Origin of the sequence: Methylobacterium sp. WL120, from assembly GCF_008039465.1 — a bacterium.
Classification (GTDB): domain Bacteria; phylum Pseudomonadota; class Alphaproteobacteria; order Rhizobiales; family Beijerinckiaceae; genus Methylobacterium; species Methylobacterium cerastii.
Genome location: NZ_VRUT01000055.1, coordinates 1 through 22,372 on the forward strand (window position 1 = coordinate 1; position 22,372 = coordinate 22,372).

Below are 22,372 nucleotides of genomic sequence, written 5' to 3' on the forward strand. Positions count from 1 at the left end.
CCGACCCGTGCGGCCGGCACTCCGCGCCGCTCCCGCGGCGAGGATGCCGAGCTGGCGCGCTAGGACCTTGGCGGCGGCGGCCGCTTCCCGCGCCGCGGCGCCTGTGTCGGGCGGGGCAGCGTCGGGGCGGCGTCGATCCGGGTCGGGTGAGCTCATCGCGTTCCTGAACGGGTACAGATCTGTACCGGTGCACATGCGGAGCGACCGCCCCCGGGTTGCGCCGTTCTAGAACGATCGGGCCGGGCGAAGCTATGCCGTTCGCCGCCCGGCGGAATTGGCGATGGATCAGACCCCGTGGCGGAAGGGCATCGGCGAGCCGGCCGCCTCGTGGCGGTCGCGCAGGCGGAAGCCGAGGATCACCAGCAGCACGCCGAAGGCGACCGCGTAGGCACCGAGCCACCACGTGAGCACCAGGGCCGACATGCCCGGCTCGATGAGCAGCACCGCGCCGAACAGGATCGAGACCAGGCCGCCGAGGCCGAGCCACCAGCGGCCGAAATGCAGGTGGAGGCGGAAGGCGGCCGCGATCATCAGGGCGCCCGTCACGATCGCCCAGATCGCCACCAGCAGGACGAAGGCCCAGACGGCGGCGCCGGGCACGAAGAAGGCCGCCACGCCGACGAGGATGTCGAGCAGACCTTCGATCAGCAGGAAGCCCCAGCGCTCGTGCGCCTGCGCCGCCCGCTCGGACGCGATGATCGCGAAGATGCCGTCGGCGACCATGTAGGCCGCGAAGAACCACACCAGCGAGAGCACGAAGGCTGCCGGCGCCACGAAGGCGAGCACGCCGAACAGGATCGCGACCACGCCGCGCAGGGCGACGAGCCACCAGTTGCGCGCGAGCGTCCGGCTCATGGCATCGAGGCGAGCGGTGCCGACGAGCGGAACGCCGGCCGGGTTGGTTCGGGTGAAGAGGGCCATCGTGTCGGCTCGCTGAGAATTCGGAATGTCGGTCCGGCGCAGAACGCCGCACCGCAAACGCGCGTTCCCACCGCGACGTCGGAGCCGACGCGGTGGGAACGCGCGAGGTCCGGAACTTTGCGGCCGCGCCGGCTTTTGAGTCCGCGAGGCGGGTGTTCGATCGCTCCGGCCACTCACGGGTGGCGGGACGCGCGTGGGCGGTTATCTTATCCGATGCTAGACGAACAGCGCCAGGCGACGGCCCTGGATCAGCCGACGCGCCCGGTCGAAGACCGCGCCGTGCCCGAGCGCCGCGACATCATCGACCTCAAGCCGCCGGAGGACGACGCCCCGGCCGACGACGAGGCGCAGGATAAGGCGAAGGCCGGCTCCGAACAGGAGGACGATTCGGACGACGAGGACGAAGAAGACCGCCCGGGCATCCTCAAGCGTCATCCGTGGTGGTTCGTCCTCGGCGGCATCGCGATCGTGCTGCTCGGAGTGGCCGGGTTCTTCTACTGGCAGATCTACCTGCATCCTTACGAATCCACCGACGACGCGTTCGTCGACGCGCGCCAATTCTCGGTCGCCCCGAAGGTGTCAGGCTACGTCGTCGCCGTCGCGGTGACCGACAACCAGCACGTCGAGACCGGGGCGACGCTGTTCCAGATCGACCGGCGCGACTACCAGGTCGCTCTGGAGCAGGCGCAGGCGCAGATCGCGTCGGCGAAGGCCTCGATCCAGAACGTCGACGCGCAGGTGGAAGCGCAGAAGGCGCAGGTCGAGGTCGCCAAGGCGCAGGTGACGCAGAACCAGGCGGCGCTCGACTTCGCGAAGGCGGACGCAGCCCGCTACAAGGATCTCGCGAGCCGCGGCGCCGGCACCGTCCAGCAATCGCAATCCTCGACCTCGACCCTCGAGCAGCGGCAGGCGTCTCTCACGAGTGCGAATGCCAGCGTCACGCAGGCGCAGAAGCAGATCGGCTCGCTTCAAGCGCAGCGGGCGTCGGCCGAGGCGAGCCTCGCCAACGCCGAGGCGCAGGCGGCGCAGGCCGTGCTCAACCTCGGCTACACGACGGTGACGGCGGCACAGCCGGGCCGGGTCGTCCAGCTCACCGGCGCGGTCGGGCAATACGCCCAGGCCGGCCAGTCGCTGGCGATGTTCGTGCCCGACGAGAAGTGGGTCGTCGCCAACTACAAGGAGACGCAGATCACCGACATGCGCCCCGGCCAGTCGGTGCGGATCGAGATCGACGCGTATCCGGACCGCAGGATCAGCGGCAAGGTCGCCTCGGTCCAGCCGGGCTCGGGCACCGCCTTCAGCCTCCTGCCGGCGCAGAACGCCACCGGCAACTACGTGAAGGTGGTGCAGCGCGTGCCGGTGAAGATCGTCATCGACGAATGGCCACAAGACGTGTCGATCGGCCCGGGCATGTCGATCGTGCCGACGGTGCGGGTGCGATGAGCGCCAACGCCGCCGCGGCGAACGGCGGTTCGCGCAAGGCGGGCGGTAAATCCGGTGGCGCCGCGAAGGCGAAGTCCGGCGGATTGCCGCGCACCGCGGGCGGCCACAGCCCCTGGGCGGTGGCGCTGGTCGTGGCGCTGGCCACCTTCATGGAGGTGCTCGACACCACCATCGCCAACGTCGCGCTCCGCTACATCTCCGGGGGCCTCGCGGTCGGGCCGGACGAGGCGGCCTGGGTGGTCACGAGCTACCTCGTCGCCAACGCGATCGCGCTGACCGCATCGAGCTTCCTGGCCAAGCGCTACGGCCGCAAGGCGTTCTTCATCGCCAGCGTCGCGCTGTTCACGGTCGCCTCCCTAGCCTGCGGCTTCGCCTGGAACCTGAACTCGCTCCTGCTCTTCCGCGTCATCCAGGGGCTCGGCGGCGGCGGGATGGCGCCGCTGGCGCAATCGATCCTGGCCGACTCGTTTCCCCCGGCGAAGCGCGGACAGGCGTTCGCGCTCTACGGGCTCGCCATCGTCGTCGCGCCGGTGGTGGGGCCGACGCTCGGCGGCTGGCTGTCCGACAACGTCTCCTGGCACTGGTGCTTCCTGATCAACGGACCCGTCGGCGTGATCGCGCTGGCGCTGATGTGGTGGCTGCTGGAGGATTCCGAATCCGCGGTGAAGGAGCGCAAGGCGCTTCGGAAGAAGGGCGTGCGCTTCGATCTCGTCGGCTTCCTCCTCGTCGCGACCTTTCTCGGTTCGCTCGAGGTCTGCCTCGACGAGGGGCAGCGCAAGGATTGGTTCGGCTCGCCGCTGATCCAGGTCTTCGCCGTCCTCGCCGTGATCTCGTTCGTGGCGATGATCCCGTGGCTGCTGAACGCGAAGAACCCGGCCGTTGACCTGCGGCTCTTGGGCAAGCGCCAGTTCGGCTCGTGCTTCCTCGTCATGCTCGCCACCGGCGCGATCCTGATCGCGACGACGCAGTTCATCCCGCAGATCACGCAGGACTATTATGGCTACACCGCCACCATCTCGGGCCTCGTGCTGGCGCCCGGCGGCCTCGTCACCGTGGCGATGATGCTGGTGATCGGGCAGGTCTCCGGCTACTTCCAACCGAAATGGCTGATCGCCACCGGCGCGGCTATCGTCGCGCTGGCGATGTACGACCTGACGCGGATCTACGGCGACTCGACGTTCTGGTTCTTCGCCTGGTCGCGGATCTACATCGGCATCGGCCTGCCGATGATCTTCATCTCGATCACCGCGGCGTCCTACGAAGGCATCGACAAGTCGCAGACCGACCAGGCTTCGGCCTTGATCAATGTCGCCCGCAACGTCGGCGGGTCGATGGGGGTGTCGCTGGCGCAGAACATCCTCGCCTATCGCAGCCAGTTCCATCAGAGCCGGCTGTCGGAGAGCGTCACGACCACGAGCCCGGCCTACCAGGAGACCATGCGGCAGGTGACGCAGTACTTCACGGTCCACGGCACCCCCGGCGTCGACGCGCAGGGGCAGGCCACCGCCTGGATCGGGCAGCAACTCGCGACGCAGACCGCCTTCTTCGCCTACATCGACGTGTTCTGGGCGCTCTGCCTCGTCTCGGCCTCGGCCGTGCCGCTGGCGATGATCCTGAAGCGGGTCGAGCGCGGCGGCGACGCACCCGCCGGCCACTGAGGCGGATCGACACGATCACCCTGTTCGACAGCCTCCGGTACATGCCCTACCGGTTGCACCGACGAGCAGAAGCCTCGACCGGAAGTGTCGAGCTGGAGGAGCCCGAGCGTGCCGCGTTCATCGAAACTGACGTCCGCAGCCCTGGCGCTCCTGGCGTTCGCCCTGCCTGCGCGGGCGGCCGAACCTTCGGGCGAGTGGCCGATGTTCGGGCACGATCACACCAACCGGAATTTCTCCGCGCTGTCATCGATCGACCGGTCGAACGTCGCACGGTTGCGCCCGGCCTGGATGTTCCAGACCGGCATCACTGGCTACTTCCAGGCGCAGCCGGTGATGGTCGACGGCACGCTCTACCTCTCGACCACGCAGAACAACGTCGCCGCGCTCGATGCCAAGTCCGGCCGGGTGCTGTGGACCTACACGCACAAGGCGCGCACCGAGAAGATCTTCGGGCCGCCCTCGAACCGCGGCGTCGCGGTTTCCGGTGGCCTCGTGTTCCAGGCGACGATGGACGGGCGGGTGATCGCGCTTGACGCCAAGACCGGCAAGGTCGTGTGGGACCACGAGGCTGTGCGGCCGGAGGAGGGCGAGTCCGAGACCGCCTCGGGCCTCACGCAGCAGCTCGGCGGCAAGCCGGTGCAGGGTTCGAGCCGGCTCGGCTTCAAGATGCCGCCGCTGGTGGCCGACGGGCTCGTCATCGTCGGCGTCAGCGGCGCCGGCTACGGGCTCCACGTCGAGGACGAGAAGGGCGGCCTCGACGGCGGCTCCGTGGTGGGCATCGAGGGCGGCTACGGTCGCCGCGGGTGGCTCGCCGCCTACGATGCCAAGACCGGCGCGGAGCGCTGGCGCTGGTACGTCACCAAGGCCGACGGCTGGGAGGGCGACTTCGTCGAGACCACCGCCGACGGCGTCCCGCTCCATCGCGACGTCACCGCCGAGAAGGCCGCGGCGCCGGCCAACCGCGAGGCCTGGCGGGTCGGCGGCGGCTCGCTCTGGATGACCCCGGCCTTCGACCCGGAGCTCGGCCTGATCTACCTCGGCACCGGCAACCCGGCGCCGCAGAACTTCGGCCTCTCGCGGCCGGGCGACAACCTCTACACGATGAGCCTCGTGGCGCTCGAGGTGAAGACCGGAAGCCTGCGCTGGTACTACCAGCAGGTGCCGCACGACGAGTGGGGCTACGACGTGGCGAGCCCGCCCTTCCTGCTCGACCTGCCGGGCAAGGACGGCGCCGTGAAGGCGGTCGCCTCCGCGAGCAAGACCGGCTGGATCTACGTCCACGATCGCGCCACCGGCCGGCTGATCGAGCGCTCCGCGCCCCTCATCGCGCAGAAGAACCTGTTCGCGCCCCCGACCGCGGAGGGCACCGTCGTGGCGCCGGGGCCGCTCGGCGCCGTCTCCTGGCCGCCCACCGCCTACGATGCGGGAAGCGGCCTCGCCTACGCCCAGGTCCGGCATGGGGCGACGACCTACACCGTCAAGACCGTGCCCGGCGGCCCCAGCCGACCGGAGATCCGCTACACCGAGACCGGCGAGGCGAAGGCCGAGCCGAGCTTCAGCACGCTCACGGCCGTCGACCTCGCCAAGGGCGGCGGCATCGCGTGGTCGGTGAAGTCTGCGAGCCGGCTCGCGGGCGGCACGCTGGCGACGGCCAGCGGCCTCGTCTTCTCGGGCGAGGAGGACGGGCATCTCGACGCGCACGATGCCGGCACCGGCGCGATCCTGTGGCGCTTCCAGTGCGGGGCCGGCATCAGCGGCCCGGCGATCACCTACAGCCTCGACGGGAAGCAGTACGTCGCCGTCGCAGCCGGCGGCTCGTCCTACACCAAGGCCTCCGGCTTCGGCACCGGCGACGCGCTGGTGGTGTTCGCGCTGCCCGATTAGGGGCTCAGCCCTTCGGCCGCGCCTGCAGGATCGCCGCGCGGACGAACGGACGCTTGAGCGCGATGCCGACGTCCTCGCGCTCCATGAAGACCCGCGCGCCCTGGTGGTTGCGCACCGCCTTCATCAGGTTCAGCCGGTAGCCCTGCCGGAACACGAAGATCGGCGGCAGCGGGTCGGCGAGGTAGGCGGCGACGGCGGCGTCGACCTCGTCCTCGGCGATGTGACGTGAGCTGCAGAGGTCGCCGACGGTCTGGAAATCGATCATGCCCGCAACATAGGACGTCGGGCGCCCCCTGTCGCCGCCTGCATCGCGCGAGCGTTTTGTCCCGATCGGGCCTGTGTCAGGCTCAAGCGACGCCGCGGCTTCCGATTCGCAGAGGGAGCTCGACCCGATGCCGGCCCACGACACCGCGAACGGCGCGCCGGCCCCATCGCCGACGCAGCAGCCCTCCGACCGCGGACCGCCGGTGATCCGCACGATCGCGATGCCGTCGGACACGAACCCGGCCGCGGACATCTTCGGCGGCTGGCTGATGGCGCAGATGGACCTCGCCGCCGGCAACGTCGCCGCCCGCCGGTCGCGCGGGCGCTGCGCCACGATCTCGGTCGAGGCGATGACCTTCCACCATCCGGTCTTCGTCGGCGACGAGGTCAGCCTCTACGCCTGGATCCTCGGCGTCGGCCGCACGTCGATCCGCATCCAGGTCGAGGTCTGGCGCCGCGAGCGCGAGAGCGAGGCGACCATGCGGGTGACGCAGGCGCTGTTCACCTTCGTCGCGATCGATTCCGAGCGGAAGCCGAGGCCGGTGCCGCCGGAGCCGGGCGTGGCCTGAGGCCGGGTCAGGCGGCCGGGCGGTAGGCGGTGCGCAGGCGCAGGCCGAACACCGCCATCATGAACATGCAGCAGGTGGCGTTGTTGCCGTTGTACAGCACGGTCTCGAAGGACGCCGAGACAAGGCCGAGGAACCACAGGCGGACGAACAGCAGCGTCGTCGGGTCGAGGTCGCGCCCGCCCGCCGTCGCCTGCAGGTCGCGCAGCGGCATCAGCATGAAGGCGACGAGCGTGAAGGCGAGGCCGGGGAACCCCATCGTCAGCGCGGTGTCGAGGTAGGCGTTGTGCGCGTGGTTGGCGGTGTTGACCCAGGTCAGCTGCTCCGACCCGGCGTACATCGTCCGCTCCGTCATCCAGAACGCGCCGTAGCCCCAGCCTCGGAACGGCCGGATGAAGATGTTGTCGATCGCGAATTCCCAGATCTCGTTGCGCCCGGTGAAGGTCGCGTCGGTCATCAGCGCACCGAGCCTCTCCTGGATCGCCGGCACCACGACGGAGCCGATCGACACGACGGAGAAGGCGACGACGGGGCCGAGCAGCAGCGACGTCCGGGCGAGGTTTCCGCGAAACACCCGGCACAGGGCGGTGACGGCGAGGATCACCGGCGTCACCAGCAGGGCGGTCTTCGAGCCGGAGGCCACCAGGAACCCGACCGCGAGCAGGACGATGGCCCAGCCGAGGAACCGGCTCGCCGTCTCCCGCACGTAGAGGCCGCAGATGATCAGGATCACCATCGCCGCCCCCGCCTCGTTCTTGTGCGGGAAGATGCCCCGCCACAGCCCGGGATGGCTCGGATCGGAGTTCAGGTCGAAGGACGAGTGAATCGCGAGGTCGGGCACGAGCGCCACGGCGAGGTAGGACGCGACGAGGATGACGAGGGCGCTGCCGGCGAGCGTCATCGCGAACTGGCGCGGGGAGCGCGCGACGATCAGCACGCCGGCCGACAGCATCAGGGCGATCGCCATGAGCACGGCGCGTCGGATCGACAGCGACGGCTCGATCGACAGCAGCACGGTGATCCCGAGCCAGCCTGCGCAGAGCAGCAGCGGCCAGGTCGCCAGCGGTCGCAGCCGCGCCGGCCCGAGCCGCCAGAGGGCCGCCGCCATCGCCGCCCCCAGGCCAAGGAAGATCACCTGCGTGAGCCCGCTGCCGTCCTCGGAGGCCGCGAGCGTCGAGCGGTTGGCGAGGTCGTGGAACCAGAGGTGGTTCCACAGCACGACCAGCACCGTCGCGTTCAGGAGCACGCGCATCCAGTCCGGAAGGTCGCCCGCGGCTGGAACCGCGGAAGACTCGACCCGTCCGATCCGCGTTGCGATCCCTGGAGCAGAAGACAAGCGAGCGTTCCGTTCGAGCGTTTCGTCGGTTGACCAAGCCAGCGTAGCCCGGAACCGGCCCGGCGGTCACCGAGAACCAGCCCGAACCACCGCGCGACTTCGCGATAACCTTGACGCGCGGTCGCCGCTCAGCGCCGCCCGATCGTCATGGACTGCCGGCTCGCCGCCTGGGTCTTGAGGAAGGCGGCCATCTCCGCGAGCTCCGGGGCCTTCGAGCGGAAGGTCACCGAGAGCGCGAGCAGCGTGTCGGCGTGGTCGAGGCCCGGATAGACGCGCTCCTGCACCGGCACGCGGGCGTCGCGCAGCTTCGCGGCGAGGCTCTGCGTGTTGCGTGGGCGCACGAGGGTGTCGTCGGCGCCGGTGGCGAGGAAGGCCGGCGGCGCGCTCGGCCCGACGAAGGCCACCGGCTGGGTCGCGCGCGGATCGGGCGCCTGGCCGAACACCTTGCGGGTGGTGTCCTGGTCGAAGGGCAGGAAATCGTAGGGGCCGGACAGGCCCGCGACCGCGCGGATCACCTTCGGGTCGACGCCGGCCGCCTTGAGGTAGCGCGTGTCGAGGCCGAGCATCAGGGCGTTGTAGGCGCCGGCCGAATGCCCGGCCAGCACGATCCGGCGCGGGTCGCCGCCATAGGCCGCGATGTTGTCGCGTACCCAGGCGATGGCCGCGGCGCCGTCCTCGAGGAAGCCCGGGAAGGGCGCCTCCGGGTAGAGCCGGTAGTCCGGCAGCACGGTGACGAAGCCCTGCGCGGCCAGCGCTTGGCCTACGAAGGCGTAATCCGCCTTCGAGCCGCTCTGCCAGGAGCCGCCGTAGAAGAACACCAGCACCGGCGCGTTCTCGGGGGCGTTGACCGGGACGTAGACGTCGAGCCGCCGGCGCGGGCCCTCGCCGAAGGGCTCGTCGCGCAGCACCTGCCGTCCGCCGGCATCGCGCGGGCCGATCGCGTCGAACAGGGCGAGGGGGGAGCAGGCGGCGATGCCGATCGCCGCGAGCGCGAGGCATGCCAAGCTGGCGAGAGCCGTGAAGATTCGTGTCATTCGATGTCCGATTGGGCCGCGAACGCCAGATGGCGCGCGGCTCGGGGCGGATTCATGACCGGATCGCGCCGAACTTCGTTCGTGCGTCAGGTGCGCAGCACGATGCAGGCGCCGCCGACGCTGCGGATGCGGCCGCACAGGCCGTCGGCCGCCTGCCGGCTCTCCGCCGGGATGCGGATGCGGTAGAACGCGCGGGTGCCGCGGTTGCGCAGGCGCGTGCCGATGATCATCGGGCGGACCTCGCCGATCACCTTGGCGTAGGTGGCGCGCGCGCGGGAGAAGGTCGCCAGCGCCAGGGACTTCGAGAAGTTGCCCGCGAGTTGGATGCCCCACCGGGCGGCCGGCCCCTCGTTGGCGCCGATGGCGAAGCGGTCGCCGCGCGACGGGATGCGCAGGCTCGCCGTGACCTGGAGGCAGGTTTGCGGCGGCTCGGGTGCAGGATCGGCCTTCGCGGCCTCCCGCGCCTTGGTCTCCGCGGGCTTGGTCTCCGCGGGTTTGGCCGCGCCGCCCGTGGTCTCGCCGCCTTCCGGCGGCCCCATCTCGATCCGCGCGGCGCCCCCGCGCCAATCCTCGGCGGGGGCGCCGGTGATCGCGAGCACGTAGGCGCGGGTCTCGGTGGGCAGGCCGCCGCTGCCGGCGAGCCAGTTCGACACCCGCCCCGGGCCGCCGTTGTAGGCGGCCGCCGCCAGGCCGAGGTTGCCGAATTGCCGCTTCAGGTCGGCGAGCAGGTGGGCGGCGTGCGGGATCGCCTGCTCGGGGTCGAACGGGTCGACGAGCCCGCGCTCGCGGGCCGTGCCGGGCATGAACTGGGCGACGCCTTGCGCGCCCACGGGGCTGACCACGCCGACGCGGAACGCGCTCTCGCGCCAGATCAGCCGCGTCAGGAACGGCACCGGCAGGTCTCGCGCCCGCGCCGCCCCCTCGATCAGCCGGCACAGCGCCTGCTCGACGGTCTCGGTCGCACCTTCGGAGGGGAGGGCGTGCGCGGGCGTGGCCAGGAGGAGGACGGCGAGTGCGGAAAGCGCCAGCGCCTTCCTTGTCCCATCTGCAGGCGAGGCGACCGGGCTCACAAGCCTCGCACACCCAGTCGTCACACCCTCTCCGTCATCCCGGGTCTGCGCAGCAGAGCCCGGGATCCAGAGCCGCCGACAGCGCAGAACCGAGCACGACCTACGATTCTGGATCCCGGGCTCGCCTTCGGCGCCCCGGGATGACGGGGAGGGGACGATCGGGGACGATCGCATTCGGCTCCGATGAGACGGGGGAATGCGCGATTCTGCAGAGGGAGGCGGGACGGGGCGCGAACGCGTATCTTTCGGTGACGACGTGGACGCTCGAGCGGAAACCGTCATGCCTCGCGATCGAGCCCTTTGGCGGCGGTCGGCGTGCGACCGCCCCGTGTCACCCGCTCCGATCTAGCATCCCGCGACCGGCGATCAATCCACGCGGTCACACCCAGGCGGGGCGATCCGTGCCGAGGCGCCGCGCCGGGAGCGGCCAGGCCATCGGCGCGCCGTCGATCGCCAGGGGCGGCCGCAAGCGATGCGCCGGCCCCCACGCCGTCGCCTCGACGGCGGCGGAGAAATCGCCGTCGGATTCCGGTGCGAGTTCCCCTGCCGACGCCGTCGGCTCGGCGTCGAGGAGCAGCTGCGCCGTGCGGGCCAGGGACAACCGCGCGCCGCCCGCGACCCCGTCCTGCAGGCGCCGCGCGACGAGGCGGATCGCGGCCGCCGCGAGGAGGTAGCCGGTGGCGTGGTCGAGGGCCTGGACCGGGAGCGGCACAGGCCGGTCGGCCCCGCGCCAGGCCTGGCCGGCCTCGGCGATGCCGCAGCTCATCTGCACGAGGCTGTCGAAGCCGCGTCGGCCGGCCCAGGGGCCGGTCCAGCCGTAGGCGTCGAGGCGCACGTCGATCAGGCCGGGCGCCAGGGCGCGGCGCGCGACCGCGCCGTAGCCGAGGCGGTCGAGGGCGTCCGGCCGGTAGCCGTGCAGGAGGAGGTCGGCGCCGGCGAGCATCGCCTCGAACACCGCGCGGTCGGCGTCCCGGCGCAGGTCGAGCCGGGCGCATCGCTTGCCGAGCGTCACGTCCGGCTCGATGGCCGGCTCGTTCCAGTCCGGCGGGTCGACGCGCAGCACCTGGGCGCCGTAGCCGGCGAGGAATCGCGTGGCGACGGGGCCGGCGAGCACCCGCGTCAGGTCGAGCACCCGCAGGCCGGCGAGCGGCCGATCGGGCCTCGGCCTCCAGGCGGTGGAGGCGGGCTCCCCGGGATCGAAGCCGACGAGGGGTTCCCTGGCGACCGCCGCCCCCTGCGGATGCGCCGCCCAGGCTGCGATCGAGCGCATCTCCGCCGCGCAGCCGTCCTCCGCGACGATCGCCGCCTCCAGCGCCGCCTTGTCCCAGCCGGCGACGGCGAGCGCCATGCCGTCTCGGTCGGATTGCGCGCCGAGCACCCGCTCGGCCGCCGCGCGGTGGTGCGGGGCGTTGGTGTGGAGCCGGATCCAGCCATCGCGGGTGCGATAGTCGCCCGCCACCGGGTCCCACGGGGCCGGCAGCGCCCACCCGATCGGGCGGAGCGAGGTGCGGAACCACAGGGAGGCGAGGCGCCGATCGACGGTGACGCCGGGCGCGGTGCCGACGAGGTCGGCGACGGCCAGCCCCGCCGCGGTGATGGAGCCGGCCGCCAGATCGGTCACCGGAAAGGCCGAGGGCAGGGCGCCGGTCCCCGCGAAGGCGAGGGCCACCCGGTCCGAGGGGCCGCCCAACGCATCCTGGATCGTCGCCGCGAAACGCTCCGCCGACATGCCGCCCCCGTCGTTGCGCCTAATTCGGTTCGCACGCGTGGTTCGCCGTCGGGCCGCCGCCGCGCTATACAGTCGGGACATGTCCCGGAACGAACGCGATTGATGCCCGAGCCGCTGCTCTCCGTCGAGGATCTCTCGGTGGCCTTCCGCTCGCGCGAGGGCGAGAGCCGGGCCGTCGACGGCGTGTCCTTCACGATCCTGCCGGGCGAGACCGTGGCGCTCGTCGGTGAATCCGGCTCGGGCAAGTCGGTGACCGCGCTCTCGATCCTGCGGCTGCTGGATGGGGCCGCCCACCATCCGGGCGGGCGGATCGTGTTCAAGGGCCGCGACCTGCTCGCGCTGCCCGAGCGCGAAATGCGCAAGGTGCGCGGCGCCGACATCACCATGGTGTTCCAGGAGCCGATGACCTCCCTGAACCCGCTCCACAGCATCGAGCGGCAGATCGGCGAGGTGCTGGGGCTCCACCGCGGCCTCTCGGGCAAGGCCGCGCGCGCGCGCATCCTCGAATTGCTGGAACTCGTGGGCCTGCGCGACGCGGCGCGGCGCATGGGCGCCTACCCGCACGAGCTCTCCGGCGGCCAGCGCCAGCGGGTGATGATCGCGATGGCGCTCGCCTGCGAGCCGGACCTGCTCGTCGCCGACGAGCCGACCACCGCCCTCGACGTGACCGTGCAGGCGCAGATCCTCTCGCTGCTGGCCGACCTGCAGAAGCGGCTCGGCATGGCGATGCTGTTCATCACCCACGACCTCGGCATCGTCGAGCGCATCGCCGCGCGGGTCTGCGTGATGCTCAAAGGTCGGATCGTCGAGGCCGGGCCGGTCGTCGAGGTGTTCTCGAACCCGCAGCACGACTACACGCGCCGCCTCATCGCCTCCGAGCCGGAGGGGCGCGGCAACCCGGTGGCGGCGGATGCCGAGGCCCTGGTCAAGGCCGGCCCGCTGAAGGTCTGGTTTCCCCTGAAGGAAGGTTGGCTCCGGCGCAAAGCCGGCTACGTCAAGGCCGTCGACGGCGTCTCCCTGCGGGTCCGCGCCGGCGAGACCGTGGGCGTGGTCGGCGAATCCGGCTCGGGCAAGACGACGCTCGGCCTCGCGCTGCTGCGGCTCACCGCGTGCGAGGGGCCGATTGTGTTCCTCGGCCAAGACATCGAGCGCTACGGCGTCGCGGCGATGCGGCCCCTGCGCAAGGACATGCAGGTGGTCTTCCAGGACCCCTACGGTTCGCTCTCGCCGCGGATGTCGGTGGCCGACATCGTCGCCGAGGGTCTGGTGGTGCAGGACGTGCCGAAGCGTGAGCACCGCGCCATCGTCGCGCGGGCGCTCACCGATGTCGGGCTCGATCCGGCGGCGATGGACCGCTACCCGCACGAGTTCTCCGGCGGCCAGCGCCAGCGCATCGCCATCGCCCGCGCGATGGTGTTGGAGCCGCGCTTCGTCGTGCTCGACGAGCCGACCTCGGCGCTGGACCGCTCGGTGCAGGCGCAGATCGTGACGCTGCTGCGCGACCTGCAGCGGGCGCGCGGCCTCGCCTACCTGTTCATCAGCCACGACCTGAAGGTGGTGCGCGCGCTCGCGAACTACGTCCTGGTCATGCAGAACGGCGTGGTGGTGGAGGAGGGCCCAGCCGAGGAGATCTTCTCCCGGCCCAGGACCGACTACACCCGCACCCTGTTCTCGGCGGCCTTCGCGCTGAAGAGCGACAGCGTCGCCGACGTCGAGCCGGTCTAGGGCGATGGCGCGGGCGCTGCTCATCGTGCTCGATTCCGTCGGAATCGGCGGTGCGCCGGATGCCGAGCGCTACGGCGATGCGGGCTCCGACACGGTCGGCCACATCGCCGAGGCCTGCGCCGCGGGGCGCGCCGACCGCGCCGGCCTGCGGAGCGGCCCGTTGCGCCTGCCGCATCTGGCCGGCCTCGGGCTCGGGCTCGCCTGCGAGGGCGCGTCGGGACGGATGCCGCCGGGGCTCGCGCCGCCAGCGGAAATCCTCGGCGCCTGGGGCCATGCGGTGGAGACCGCCGCCGGCAAGGACACGCCCTCGGGCCATTGGGAGATCGCCGGCCTCGCGATGCGCGAGCCGTGGGGGTACTTCCCCGACACGCGGCCGGCCTTCCCAGCGGCCTTGATCCGGGACCTGATCCGCCTCGGCGACCTGCCCGGCATCCTCGGCGACAGCCACGCCTCCGGCATCGCGATCATCGACGCGCTCGGCGCCGAGCACCTCCGGACCGGCAAGCCGATCTGCTACACCTCCGCAGACAGCGTCTTCCAGATCGCGGCCCATGAGGAGGCCTTCGGCCTCGAGCGCCTCTACGCGCTGTGCCGGACCGCGCGCCAGTTGTGCGACGCCTACCGCGTCGGCCGCGTGATCGCGCGACCGTTCACCGGCACGGGAGAAGCCGGCTTCCGCCGCACGAGCAACCGCCGAGACTTCTCCGTCGCCCCGCCCGGCGACACCCTGCTCGACCGGCTCGCGACTGCGGGCCGCGACGTGGTCAGCGTCGGCAAGATCGGCGACATCTTCGCGCATCGCGCCACCGGCCGCGAGGTCAAGCCCGGCGGCAACGGCGCCTGCCTCGACGCCGCGATCGACGCGCTCGGACGCCTTCGCGACGGCGGGTTCGTCTTCGCCAACCTCGTCGACTTCGACAGCGAGCACGGCCACCGTCGCGATGTGCCAGGCTACGCCGCCGAGCTCGAAGCGTTCGACGCCCGCATCCCCGACATCCGCGCGGCGCTGCGCCCGGGCGACCTCTGCCTCGTCACCGCCGACCACGGCAACGACCCGACCTGGCACGGCACCGAGCACACCCGTGAGCAGGTGCCGGTCCTGGCCTTCGGGCCGGACATCGTGCCGCGGGCACTGGGACGCCGCGCGACATTCGCCGACATCGGCGCCGCGGTCGCCCGCCATCTCGGCCTACCGCCGGTTGCCGGAACGCCTTTCCTGTGAGGACCTTCTCGATGCGCGACGACGACGAGCGGGTGAAGCGCCCGGTCCATCACGAGGTCGGCCAGCCGCTCGACACCCTGTCGGTGGACGAGATCGATCACCGCATCGCGCTGCTGAACGCCGAGATCCGGCGGCTCGAAGCCGCGCGAACGGCGAAGCAAGCCGCGCTCGGCGCGGCGGACGCGTTATTCAAGCGCTGACGCGCAAGCCGGCCGCGTCAGTAGCGGGTCGTCAGCGCGTTCAGCCAATCCGGCGCGGCGTCGACCAGCACCGCCTCGATCCGCTTGTCGGCGCCGAGCACGATGACGAGGCCGGTCACGACGAGGATCGCTCCCAACGCCGCCTTCATCCCCTTGCCGACCCGCATCAGCCGGTCACGCCAGCCGACCAGCACGGATCGCGACAGGGTGCCGAGGACCAGGAGCGGCAGGGCCGCGCCGAGGCCGAAGACCAGCATGGTCAGCCCGACCGTCCAGAGGTCGCGGCCCTGCGCGGCGAGGATCGAGGCGGCACCGAGCGTCGGGCCGACGCAGGGGCTCCAGACCGCGCCGAGCAGCAGCCCGACGCCGAACTGGCCCCAAAGGCCGGTGGTGGAGAAGCCGCCGAAGCGGCTCTCGGTCCAGTTGGCGAGCGGGCCGGCGGCCACCGCGAGGCGGGTCTGCGCCACCGGCACCAGCAGGACGATTCCGACGAGGATCAGCAGGATCGCGGCGACGCGGCGAAACACGTCGCCGTCGAGCCCGAGGCCGAAGCCGATCGTGGCGACGAACAGGCCGATCGCCACGAACGACAAGGCCAGGCCGCCGGCCAGGGCCGCCGGTCCGTAGCGGTGCTCGGACGCCGCGGCGCCGAGGACCAGCGGCAGCAGCGGCAGCACGCAGGGCGAGAGCGTCGAGAGCAGGCCGGCGAGGAGCGCGAGGCCGAGGCTGACGATCATCGAACCCCCGAGCCGATCAAAGCGTCTTCTCGACCAGCCCCTCGATCCATTCGGGCTGGGTCTCGCCGACCGAGCGTCCGGTCTCGACGCTGCCCTTGTAGGCGATCAGCGTGCTTTGGGTGCGCACGTCGAGCTTGCGCAGCAGGTCCTTCTGGCTGTCGAAGTCGATGTCGAAGATCTGCAGATCCTTGAAGCGCGGGTCGGCGCTGAGCTTGGCCAGGATCGGCTTCTGCGTCTTGCAGATCGGGCACCAGGGCGCGCTCACCTCGACGAGGATCGGCTTGCCGGCCTTTTGCGCGGCGTCGAACGCCGCCTGGGAGTAGGGCTTCATCTCGCCGGCCTGCGCCGTGGCGACGGTCAGAGCTTCGAGGGCCAAGGGCGCGAGGCCGAGGAGCGCGATGAGCGCGATGAGCGTGCGGCGGATCATGGCTGGTGTTTCCCGATGGCGAAGGCCTGGCCGTGGGCGGCCAAGCAGATCCGTGACGATCAGTTGCTGGCGGCGGGCACCGGGAAGGTGTGGTCGAACGTGCCGCCCTGGCTGTCCGTGGCCGCCACCTTGACCGGCGCGGCGCCCTCGGGCCGCATCTCGAAGCCGATCACCGGGTTCGACGAGATCGAGATGTCGCCCTCCATCGTGAAGACGTTCCGCGCGCCCTGGCTGACGCTGATCCGGTCGAGGTAGCGCGCCGGCGTATACTCGCGCGAGACCTGGTTCATCTGCATGCCGGAGAAGTTCGGGTGGCGGATCATCAGCGTCGCCTGCACCGCCTTGTCGGCGGTGGGGTCGGCGAACTTCATCCGCATGTCGCCCATGCCCTTCAGCGCGTCGGCTTCGGTCATGCCCATGGGAGCCGAGCAGCCGCCGGACGCCTTGACAAAGATCTCCGACGCCACGAGGCGCCCGTCCCGGGTCTCGGCCACCGCGTGGACGTTGGAGTAGGTGTTCACCCGCACGCGCATCTTGAGCTGCGCCGGGTCGCCCGCGGGCCCGAAGTCGACGTGGGCGGCGAGCGGCGCCGGGTTGTCGTCGATGATCAGGTACAGGCCCTTCACCTGGTCCTTGTCGGCGACGGTGAGCGTCACCGGGACCAGGGCGGCGTCTTCGGCGCGGAACGGCATGTCGATCGCCACCAGCTTGCCCGGCTCGACCTTGCGGTCGCCGAACACCTGCTGCTGCAGCTCCTTCCAGCGGGCCGCGCGCTCGGCCTCGCCGTCGCCGGCGGCCGCGAGCGCCGCGCCAGGCGACGCGAAGGCGGGCAGGAGGATTGCGGCGGCGAAGAGGGAGTCTCGGATCGGGCGGCGCATGGCGTTCTCCTCGGGGTCTTGTTCGTTGCAGCGGTGCTCTTGGTGACACCGTTCTATCCAATACGTCATAGGGCCGCGCGCGGGCTGCGTCTGTGATCGCGGTCACAATCGTGGGGTGCGGCTGGTCAAGTTATAGTGCGCAGCGGGTCGGCGCGGCGCGGATCGCCCGGTCGCGAGCGAGGCCGAGGCAGCGCCCGGGCCGTCACGGCGCGGCTTCCCGCAGCGCCCGCTCGTCCGCGGAGAGCTGCAGCAGCTCCGCCGCGCCGACCGCCTCCATCGGTGCGCGGATGCGGATGGCCCGCGTCGGCTCGCCGGCCCGCATCACCAGCACGACGGTCTCGATGTCGGGGCAGCCGGGGTCTGCGCAGGCGATTTCGTTGACGGTGATCGCGTCGCCTTCGCCGAGGCTGAGCGCCACCGTGCAGGCGGCTTTCACGCGCTTGGCGAGCTGCGCCTGCTCGGCGGAGCGGGCGCGCCACGCCTTCAGGCTGACGAAGGCCATGCTCTCGAATCCCCGGATCTTTTCCTGCGGTCGCGTGGCGGCGCGGGCGCCTTGCTGGTTGCGGCGCAGGCGATGAAACACTGTTGCATCACCCTTGTCCACCAAGCCTCAGCCGGCGACGGATCGTCTACCGGTAGACCGAACGCTGTCGGGCCGCGACCATTTTCTGGTAAGCTCGCGCCTGCGCCGAAACAAACGCGACGTTCGCTCGTAAACGTCGCGCGCCCGTGTCCGGGGCTGCAGGTGAGGAGTACCCGGTGCGACCCTGGCGCGACGGACCCGCTGATCGACGCGGCTACCACCACGGCAACCTGAAAGAGGCGCTGATCGAGGCGGCGCGCCGGTTCATCGCCGAGCGCGGCATCGGCGGCTTCACCCTGGTCGACGCGGCGCGCCTCGTCGGCGTCACCCCGGCCGCGCTCTACCGGCATTTCCGTGGGCGCGAGGCGCTGCTCGAAGAGCTCGCCGGCCGCGGCTTCGCCGAGCTCGCCGAACGGCTGGCGCGCGCGCTCACCGCGCGCGGTACGCCGCTGGAACGGTTCACGCGGATGGGCGAGGCCTACCTCGCCTTCGCCGAAGAGGAGCCCGGCTACTACGCGGCGATCTTCGAGACCCGCGGCGTCAACGTGCCGAACGAAGCCGGCCCGCGTCCGAGCCCGTTCGACCTGCTTGTGGAAGCGCTGCAATCGACATTTCCGGACGGGTTCGGCGGGGTCGCCCCGCGCTTCATCGCGCTGGAGGTCTGGGCGCTGTCCCACGGGCTCGCGACCCTCGCCGCCGCCGGCCACCTGCCGAAGGGGCCGGGCATTCCCGACACCTACGAATTGCTGCGCGCCGGCGTCCTCGCCCTCGTCCACGGTGCCGGCGCCGGAAAGCCATCGGCCGGCGCCGTACCCGCCCCTTGAAAGCGATCGGACGCACCCGCATGTTAACGCTGTTCACATGAACAGCGGAGCCTTACCGTGAGTACATCCTCTTCCTCTCCCTGGGCGGGCGGCAAGGTCAGCCGTTGTGGTCCGTTCCCGCGCCGCTCGATCGAGATCGGCGCCATCGTCGTCAGCTTCATCTACTGGTGGCCCGTCGGCCTCGCCCTCGTGGCGTGGAAGGTCGCCGGCTATCCGGCGCTCGGGGAGCTGCGCGACTACGCCAAGCGCGGCGCCGCGGGCTGGGAGGGCGGCACCGCCAGGGCTTCGCGCTTCGCCCGCTCGTTCGACGCATCCAACCGCCGCGGCGCCACAGGCAACTGGGCCTTCGAGGAGTACCGCAAGGCCGAGCTCGACCGGCTCGACGCCCAGCGCCGCGCCCTGCAGGAGGAGAGCCGCGCCTTCGCCGAGTTCGTCGAGGAGCTGAAGCGGGCCAAGGACCGCGACCAGTTCGACGCCTTCATGGCCAAGCGCCGGGCCGACGGCGAGGGCAAGACCTTCAACGCCTGAGGCGTCGCCGGGTTGGTGGATCGAGGGCCTTCCGCGCGAGCGGGAGGCCCTTTTTCGTCGTCCTCGCGTTGCGCCGGCGCGCGCCCTTCGGCAAAGCGGAGGCGGGTGCGACGGGAGGACACGATGAGCCAGGCAACGGTCACGGTGGTCGAACACCCCCTCGTCCAGCACAAGCTCACGCTGCTGCGCGACAAGAACCGCTCGACGCAGGGCTTCCGCAACCTGCTGAACGAAATCGGGATGCTGCTCGCCTACGAGGTGACGCGCGACCTGCCGCTGGAACCCGTGACGATCGAGACGCCGATCCAGGTGATGGAGGGGCGGCAGATCCAGGGCAAGAAGCTGGTGCTCGCCCCGATCCTGCGGGCCGGCGTCGGCTTCCTCGACGGCATGCTGTCGCTGCTGCCCTCGGCCCGCGTCGCCCATGTCGGGCTTTATCGCGACCCGGAGACGCTGGAGGCGATCGAGTACTACTTCAAGGCGCCCTCGGACCTCGCCGACCGCACGGTGCTGGTGCTCGACCCGATGCTGGCGACCGCGAACTCCGCCATCGCCGCACTGACGCGCCTGAAGGCGCGCGGCGCGCAGGACCTGCGCTTCGTCTGCCTGCTCGCAGCCCCCGAGGGCGTCGCCCGGCTCCAGGCCGCCCATCCCGACGTGCCGATCTGGACGGCAGCGATCGACAGCCACCTCAACGACCACAGCTACATCGTGCCGGGCTTGGGCGACGCCGGCGACCGGATGTACGGCACGCGCTGAAGCCGGCGGGCTTGCCAACGGGGCGCATGGCGGCAACTAGGGGCGAGCCCCTTGGAGGAGACCGCCCGATGACGACGCTGCCCGAGACCATGCGCCAGGTCTGCTTCAACGGCTTCGGCGGCCCCGAGGTGATCGGCACCGAGACGGTGCCGCTGCCGAAGGCCGGTCCGGGTCAGGTGCTGATCGAGGTGGTGTCGGCCGGCGTCAACCGTCCCGACGTGATGCAGCGCGGCGGCAAGTATCCGCCGCCGAAGGGCGCCACCGCCGTGCCGGGCCTGGAAGTCGCCGGCCGCATCGCCGCCCTCGGCGAGGGCGTCTCCGGGCTGTCGCTCGGCGACGAGGTCTGCGCCTTGGTGATCAGCGGCGGCTACGCCGAGTTCGCCGTCGCCGAGGCCGGCCATTGCCTGCCGAAGCCCAAGGCGCTGTCGCTCGTCGACGCCGGCGGCATCCCGGAGACGTTCTTCACGGTCTATTCCAACGTCGTGCAGCGCGGCCGGCTCACATCCGGCGAGACCTTCCTGGTCCACGGCGGATCGAGCGGCATCGGCTCGACCGCGATCCAGATCGCCAAGCACATGGGCGCGCGCGTGTTCGCCACCGCCGGCTCGGCCGAGAAGTGCGCCTTCTGCGAAAAGCTCGGTGCGGACGCCGCGATCAACTACCGCGAGGCGGATTTCGCCGAGGAGATCCAGCGCCTCACCGACGGCAAGGGCGTCGATGTGATCCTCGACATGATCGGCGCGAGCTACCTCGCCAAGAACCTCGCCTCGCTCGCGATCGAGGGGCGCCTCGTGCTCATCGCGCTGATGGGCGGCAACAAGGTCGAGACCCTCAACATCACGCCGATCATGATCAAGCGTCTGACCTTCACCGGCGCGACGCTTCGGCCGCGGCCGAGCGCCGAGAAGGCGGGCATCGCCGACGGCCTGCGCCGCGACGTGTGGCCGGAGCTCGATGCCGGCCGCATCCGCCCGGTGATCCACGCGACCTTCCCGTTCGAGGAGGCGCAGAAGGCGCACGAGCTGATGGAATCGAGCGCCCACCTCGGCAAGATCCTGCTCGTCACCGGCCGCTGAGGGCGGTCGGCGGCGGCCATCACAGGAACCCCCGGCGAAGGCCCGGCGTTTGCCGGGTCGAGAACGCGTGCCGGCCTTCGGCGCGCGGCGACGCCCTTACGGCGTATCGGTGAGGTGTGAGAATGGTCGAGCAGGTTCCCAATCAGAACGCACGCCAGGGCGAGCGCGGCAAGTCGATGCTCTGGGTGCTGGTCGGCAGCCTCGTGCTGCTCGCCGTGGCCACGATCGGCCTGCTGACCTGGAACGGCGCCAACGCGCCGAAGGACTACGCCAGCCAGAGCCAGGACGCGTCGCGCAAGGAGGTCACCGGGTCGGTGACGGGCTCGAACAACGCGCCGTCCTCGAGCAACACGAGCGGCGTGCCGGCCGGCAACCCGACCTACCCGCAGCCGGCCCAGCCGAGCGCGAACGGCAACCAGCCTAAGTAAGCGCTATGCGCAGCCCGGCCCGCGCTCAGCGGGTCGGGACCGGCGTTTCGCCGCGATAATCGTAGAAGCCGCGCTTGACCTTGCGGCCGAGCCAGCCGGCCTCGACGTACTTCACCAGGAGCGGGCAGGGCCGGTACTTCGAATCCGCCAGCCCCTCGTAGAGCACCTGCATCACCGAGAGGCAGGTATCGAGGCCGATGAAGTCGGCGAGCTGCAGCGGGCCCATCGGGTGGTTCGCGCCGAGCCGCATGGCGGTGTCGATCGACTCCACCGACCCCACGCCCTCGTAGAGCGTGTAGATTGCCTCGTTGATCATCGGCAGAAGGATGCGGTTGACGATGAAGGCCGGGAAGTCCTCCGACATCGTCGAGGTCTTGCCGAGCTTGGCGATGAAGGCCTTGGCCGACTCGTAGGTCGGGTCCTCCGTCGCGATGCCGCGGATCAGCTCGACGAGCTGCATCACCGGCACCGGGTTCATGAAGTGGATGCCGATGAAGCGCTCCGGCCGATCGGTCGAGGCGGCGAGCCGCGTGATCGAGATCGACGAGGTGTTGGTCGCGATCAGCGCATCCGGGCGCAGCGACGGGCACAGGGTCGAGAAGATCTGGCGCTTGGTCGCCTCGTGCTCGGTGGCGGCCTCGATAACGAGGTCGCAGGGACCGAGGTCGTCGTAGCTGCGCGCGGCGACGATGCGCTCGCGCACCTCGCGGCGGTGGCTCTCGTCGATCGTGCCCTTCGAGACCTGGCGGGCGAGGGTGCCGTCGATGTTGGCGAGCCCCGCGTTGAGCCGATCGGGATCGCGGTCGTTCAGCAGAACGTCGAGGCCGGCCGCAGCGCAAACGTGGGCGATGCCGCTCCCCATCTGCCCGGCACCGATGATGCCGACCCGCTTGATATCGATGCCCATCTGTCGATCCATGCCCCCGACGCCCACAACCGGAGCGGCTGCCGAGCTTTCCTGCGCTGCACGGTCCCCGATCCACCGCGAAAGCAGCACGGACTGCGCAGCAGATCTTTTAGCGCCTTCACCGGCCCCGGTGGAACCCGTCGCGCTACTTAAGACGCGACAGGTTCGACGGG

The 22,372-nt window shown here is 71.1% G+C and carries 23 protein-coding genes; 12 read left to right on the plus strand and 11 right to left on the minus strand.

The genetic code is table 11. The annotated features are described in order from the left end of the window. Positions 1-285: 285 nt before the first annotated feature. Positions 286-921 (minus strand): HdeD family acid-resistance protein, encoded by a 636-nt coding sequence (locus FV229_RS12270; protein ID WP_147752250.1) that lies wholly within the window; start codon positions 919-921, stop codon positions 286-288. 213 nt (positions 922-1,134) lie between these two features. Here FV229_RS12270 and FV229_RS12275 point away from each other — a divergent pair, with 213 nt between their 5' ends. From FV229_RS12275 to FV229_RS12285, 3 genes are all read left to right on the plus strand, one after another. After that, the gene (locus FV229_RS12275) at positions 1,135-2,364 is read left to right on the plus strand and encodes an HlyD family secretion protein (protein WP_147752251.1); all 1,230 of its coding nucleotides are present in this window, start codon (positions 1,135-1,137) and stop codon (positions 2,362-2,364) included. Further along, positions 2,361-4,022, plus strand: a complete 1,662-nt coding sequence (locus FV229_RS12280) for a DHA2 family efflux MFS transporter permease subunit (protein WP_147752252.1) — start codon at positions 2,361-2,363, stop codon at positions 4,020-4,022. The genes FV229_RS12275 and FV229_RS12280 overlap by 4 nt, the downstream gene beginning before the upstream one ends. Positions 4,023-4,163: 141 nt before the next feature. Further along, positions 4,164-5,906, plus strand: coding sequence for a PQQ-binding-like beta-propeller repeat protein (locus FV229_RS12285; RefSeq protein WP_246688165.1), 1,743 nt, complete (start codon positions 4,164-4,166; stop codon positions 5,904-5,906). Between the two features lie 4 nt (positions 5,907-5,910). Here the strand turns inward: FV229_RS12285 and FV229_RS12290 are convergent, their stop codons facing one another. Then, positions 5,911-6,171 (minus strand): hypothetical protein, encoded by a 261-nt coding sequence (locus FV229_RS12290; protein ID WP_147752253.1) that lies wholly within the window; start codon positions 6,169-6,171, stop codon positions 5,911-5,913. A gap of 220 nt (positions 6,172-6,391) precedes the next feature. Here FV229_RS12290 and FV229_RS12295 point away from each other — a divergent pair, with 220 nt between their 5' ends. After that, positions 6,392-6,739, plus strand: coding sequence for an acyl-CoA thioesterase (locus tag FV229_RS12295; protein WP_246688166.1), 348 nt, complete (start codon positions 6,392-6,394; stop codon positions 6,737-6,739). A 7-nt stretch (positions 6,740-6,746) separates the two neighbouring features. Here the strand turns inward: FV229_RS12295 and FV229_RS12300 are convergent, their stop codons facing one another. The 4 genes from FV229_RS12300 to FV229_RS28430 form a co-directional block, all read right to left on the minus strand. Beyond that, a complete protein-coding gene (locus FV229_RS12300) occupies positions 6,747-7,988 on the minus strand; it encodes an O-antigen ligase (protein ID WP_147752255.1) in 1,242 nt (413 codons plus the stop codon). Positions 7,989-8,200: 212 nt separating this feature from the next. Further along, positions 8,201-9,106 carry an alpha/beta hydrolase gene (locus FV229_RS12305; RefSeq protein WP_147752256.1) on the minus strand — a complete coding sequence of 302 codons (906 nt, stop codon included), beginning with the start codon at positions 9,104-9,106 and terminating at the stop codon, positions 8,201-8,203. An 86-nt stretch (positions 9,107-9,192) separates the two neighbouring features. Continuing rightward, the gene (locus tag FV229_RS12310) at positions 9,193-10,134 is read right to left on the minus strand and encodes a lytic transglycosylase domain-containing protein (RefSeq protein WP_246688167.1); all 942 of its coding nucleotides are present in this window, start codon (positions 10,132-10,134) and stop codon (positions 9,193-9,195) included. A gap of 421 nt (positions 10,135-10,555) precedes the next feature. Further along, a complete protein-coding gene (locus tag FV229_RS28430; RefSeq protein WP_147752258.1) occupies positions 10,556-11,905 on the minus strand; it encodes a CoA transferase in 1,350 nt (449 codons plus the stop codon). 102 nt (positions 11,906-12,007) lie between these two features. Here FV229_RS28430 and FV229_RS12320 point away from each other — a divergent pair, with 102 nt between their 5' ends. The 3 genes from FV229_RS12320 to FV229_RS12330 are packed head-to-tail and all read left to right on the plus strand — an operon-like array spanning position 12,008 to position 15,052. Beyond that, on the plus strand, positions 12,008-13,630 hold the full coding sequence (locus FV229_RS12320; protein ID WP_147752259.1) for an ABC transporter ATP-binding protein: 1,623 nt from the start codon (positions 12,008-12,010) through the stop codon (positions 13,628-13,630). Positions 13,631-13,634: 4 nt separating this feature from the next. Continuing rightward, on the plus strand, positions 13,635-14,852 hold the full coding sequence (locus tag FV229_RS12325; RefSeq protein ID WP_147752260.1) for a phosphopentomutase: 1,218 nt from the start codon (positions 13,635-13,637) through the stop codon (positions 14,850-14,852). Positions 14,853-14,863: 11 nt separating this feature from the next. Then, positions 14,864-15,052: a DUF1192 domain-containing protein gene (locus FV229_RS12330; RefSeq protein WP_147752261.1), complete on the plus strand. Its 189-nt coding sequence runs from the start codon at positions 14,864-14,866 to the stop codon at positions 15,050-15,052. A gap of 17 nt (positions 15,053-15,069) precedes the next feature. Here FV229_RS12330 and FV229_RS12335 read toward each other — a convergent pair whose 3' ends face one another. The 4 genes from FV229_RS12335 to FV229_RS12350 form a co-directional block, all read right to left on the minus strand. Next, entirely contained in the window at positions 15,070-15,789 is a 720-nt protein-coding gene (locus tag FV229_RS12335) for a cytochrome c biogenesis protein CcdA (RefSeq protein WP_147752262.1), read from the minus strand. 16 nt (positions 15,790-15,805) lie between these two features. Continuing rightward, positions 15,806-16,216 (minus strand): thioredoxin family protein, encoded by a 411-nt coding sequence (locus tag FV229_RS12340; RefSeq protein WP_147752263.1) that lies wholly within the window; start codon positions 16,214-16,216, stop codon positions 15,806-15,808. Positions 16,217-16,275: 59 nt separating this feature from the next. Further along, a complete protein-coding gene (locus tag FV229_RS12345; protein WP_187275132.1) occupies positions 16,276-17,094 on the minus strand; it encodes a quinoprotein dehydrogenase-associated SoxYZ-like carrier in 819 nt (272 codons plus the stop codon). A gap of 202 nt (positions 17,095-17,296) precedes the next feature. Then, positions 17,297-17,596, minus strand: coding sequence for a hypothetical protein (locus FV229_RS12350; RefSeq protein ID WP_147752264.1), 300 nt, complete (start codon positions 17,594-17,596; stop codon positions 17,297-17,299). A gap of 257 nt (positions 17,597-17,853) precedes the next feature. On the opposite strand from FV229_RS12350, the gene FV229_RS12355 reads away from it, so the two are divergent. From FV229_RS12355 to FV229_RS12375, 5 genes are all read left to right on the plus strand, one after another. Next, positions 17,854-18,501: a TetR/AcrR family transcriptional regulator gene (locus tag FV229_RS12355; RefSeq protein WP_147752265.1), complete on the plus strand. Its 648-nt coding sequence runs from the start codon at positions 17,854-17,856 to the stop codon at positions 18,499-18,501. Between the two features lie 57 nt (positions 18,502-18,558). Then, complete coding sequence (locus FV229_RS12360; protein WP_147752266.1) at positions 18,559-19,029, plus strand: DUF2852 domain-containing protein; 471 nt, start codon at positions 18,559-18,561, stop codon at positions 19,027-19,029. A gap of 123 nt (positions 19,030-19,152) precedes the next feature. After that, positions 19,153-19,788 (plus strand): uracil phosphoribosyltransferase, encoded by a 636-nt coding sequence (upp, locus tag FV229_RS12365; protein ID WP_147752267.1) that lies wholly within the window; start codon positions 19,153-19,155, stop codon positions 19,786-19,788. Between the two features lie 68 nt (positions 19,789-19,856). Beyond that, the gene (locus FV229_RS12370) at positions 19,857-20,864 is read left to right on the plus strand and encodes an NAD(P)H-quinone oxidoreductase (RefSeq protein ID WP_147752268.1); all 1,008 of its coding nucleotides are present in this window, start codon (positions 19,857-19,859) and stop codon (positions 20,862-20,864) included. Between the two features lie 122 nt (positions 20,865-20,986). Further along, positions 20,987-21,292 carry a hypothetical protein gene (locus FV229_RS12375; protein ID WP_147752269.1) on the plus strand — a complete coding sequence of 102 codons (306 nt, stop codon included), beginning with the start codon at positions 20,987-20,989 and terminating at the stop codon, positions 21,290-21,292. A gap of 25 nt (positions 21,293-21,317) precedes the next feature. Here the strand turns inward: FV229_RS12375 and FV229_RS12380 are convergent, their stop codons facing one another. Next, positions 21,318-22,199, minus strand: a complete 882-nt coding sequence (locus FV229_RS12380; protein WP_147752270.1) for a 3-hydroxybutyryl-CoA dehydrogenase — start codon at positions 22,197-22,199, stop codon at positions 21,318-21,320. Positions 22,200-22,372 lie beyond the last annotated feature (173 nt).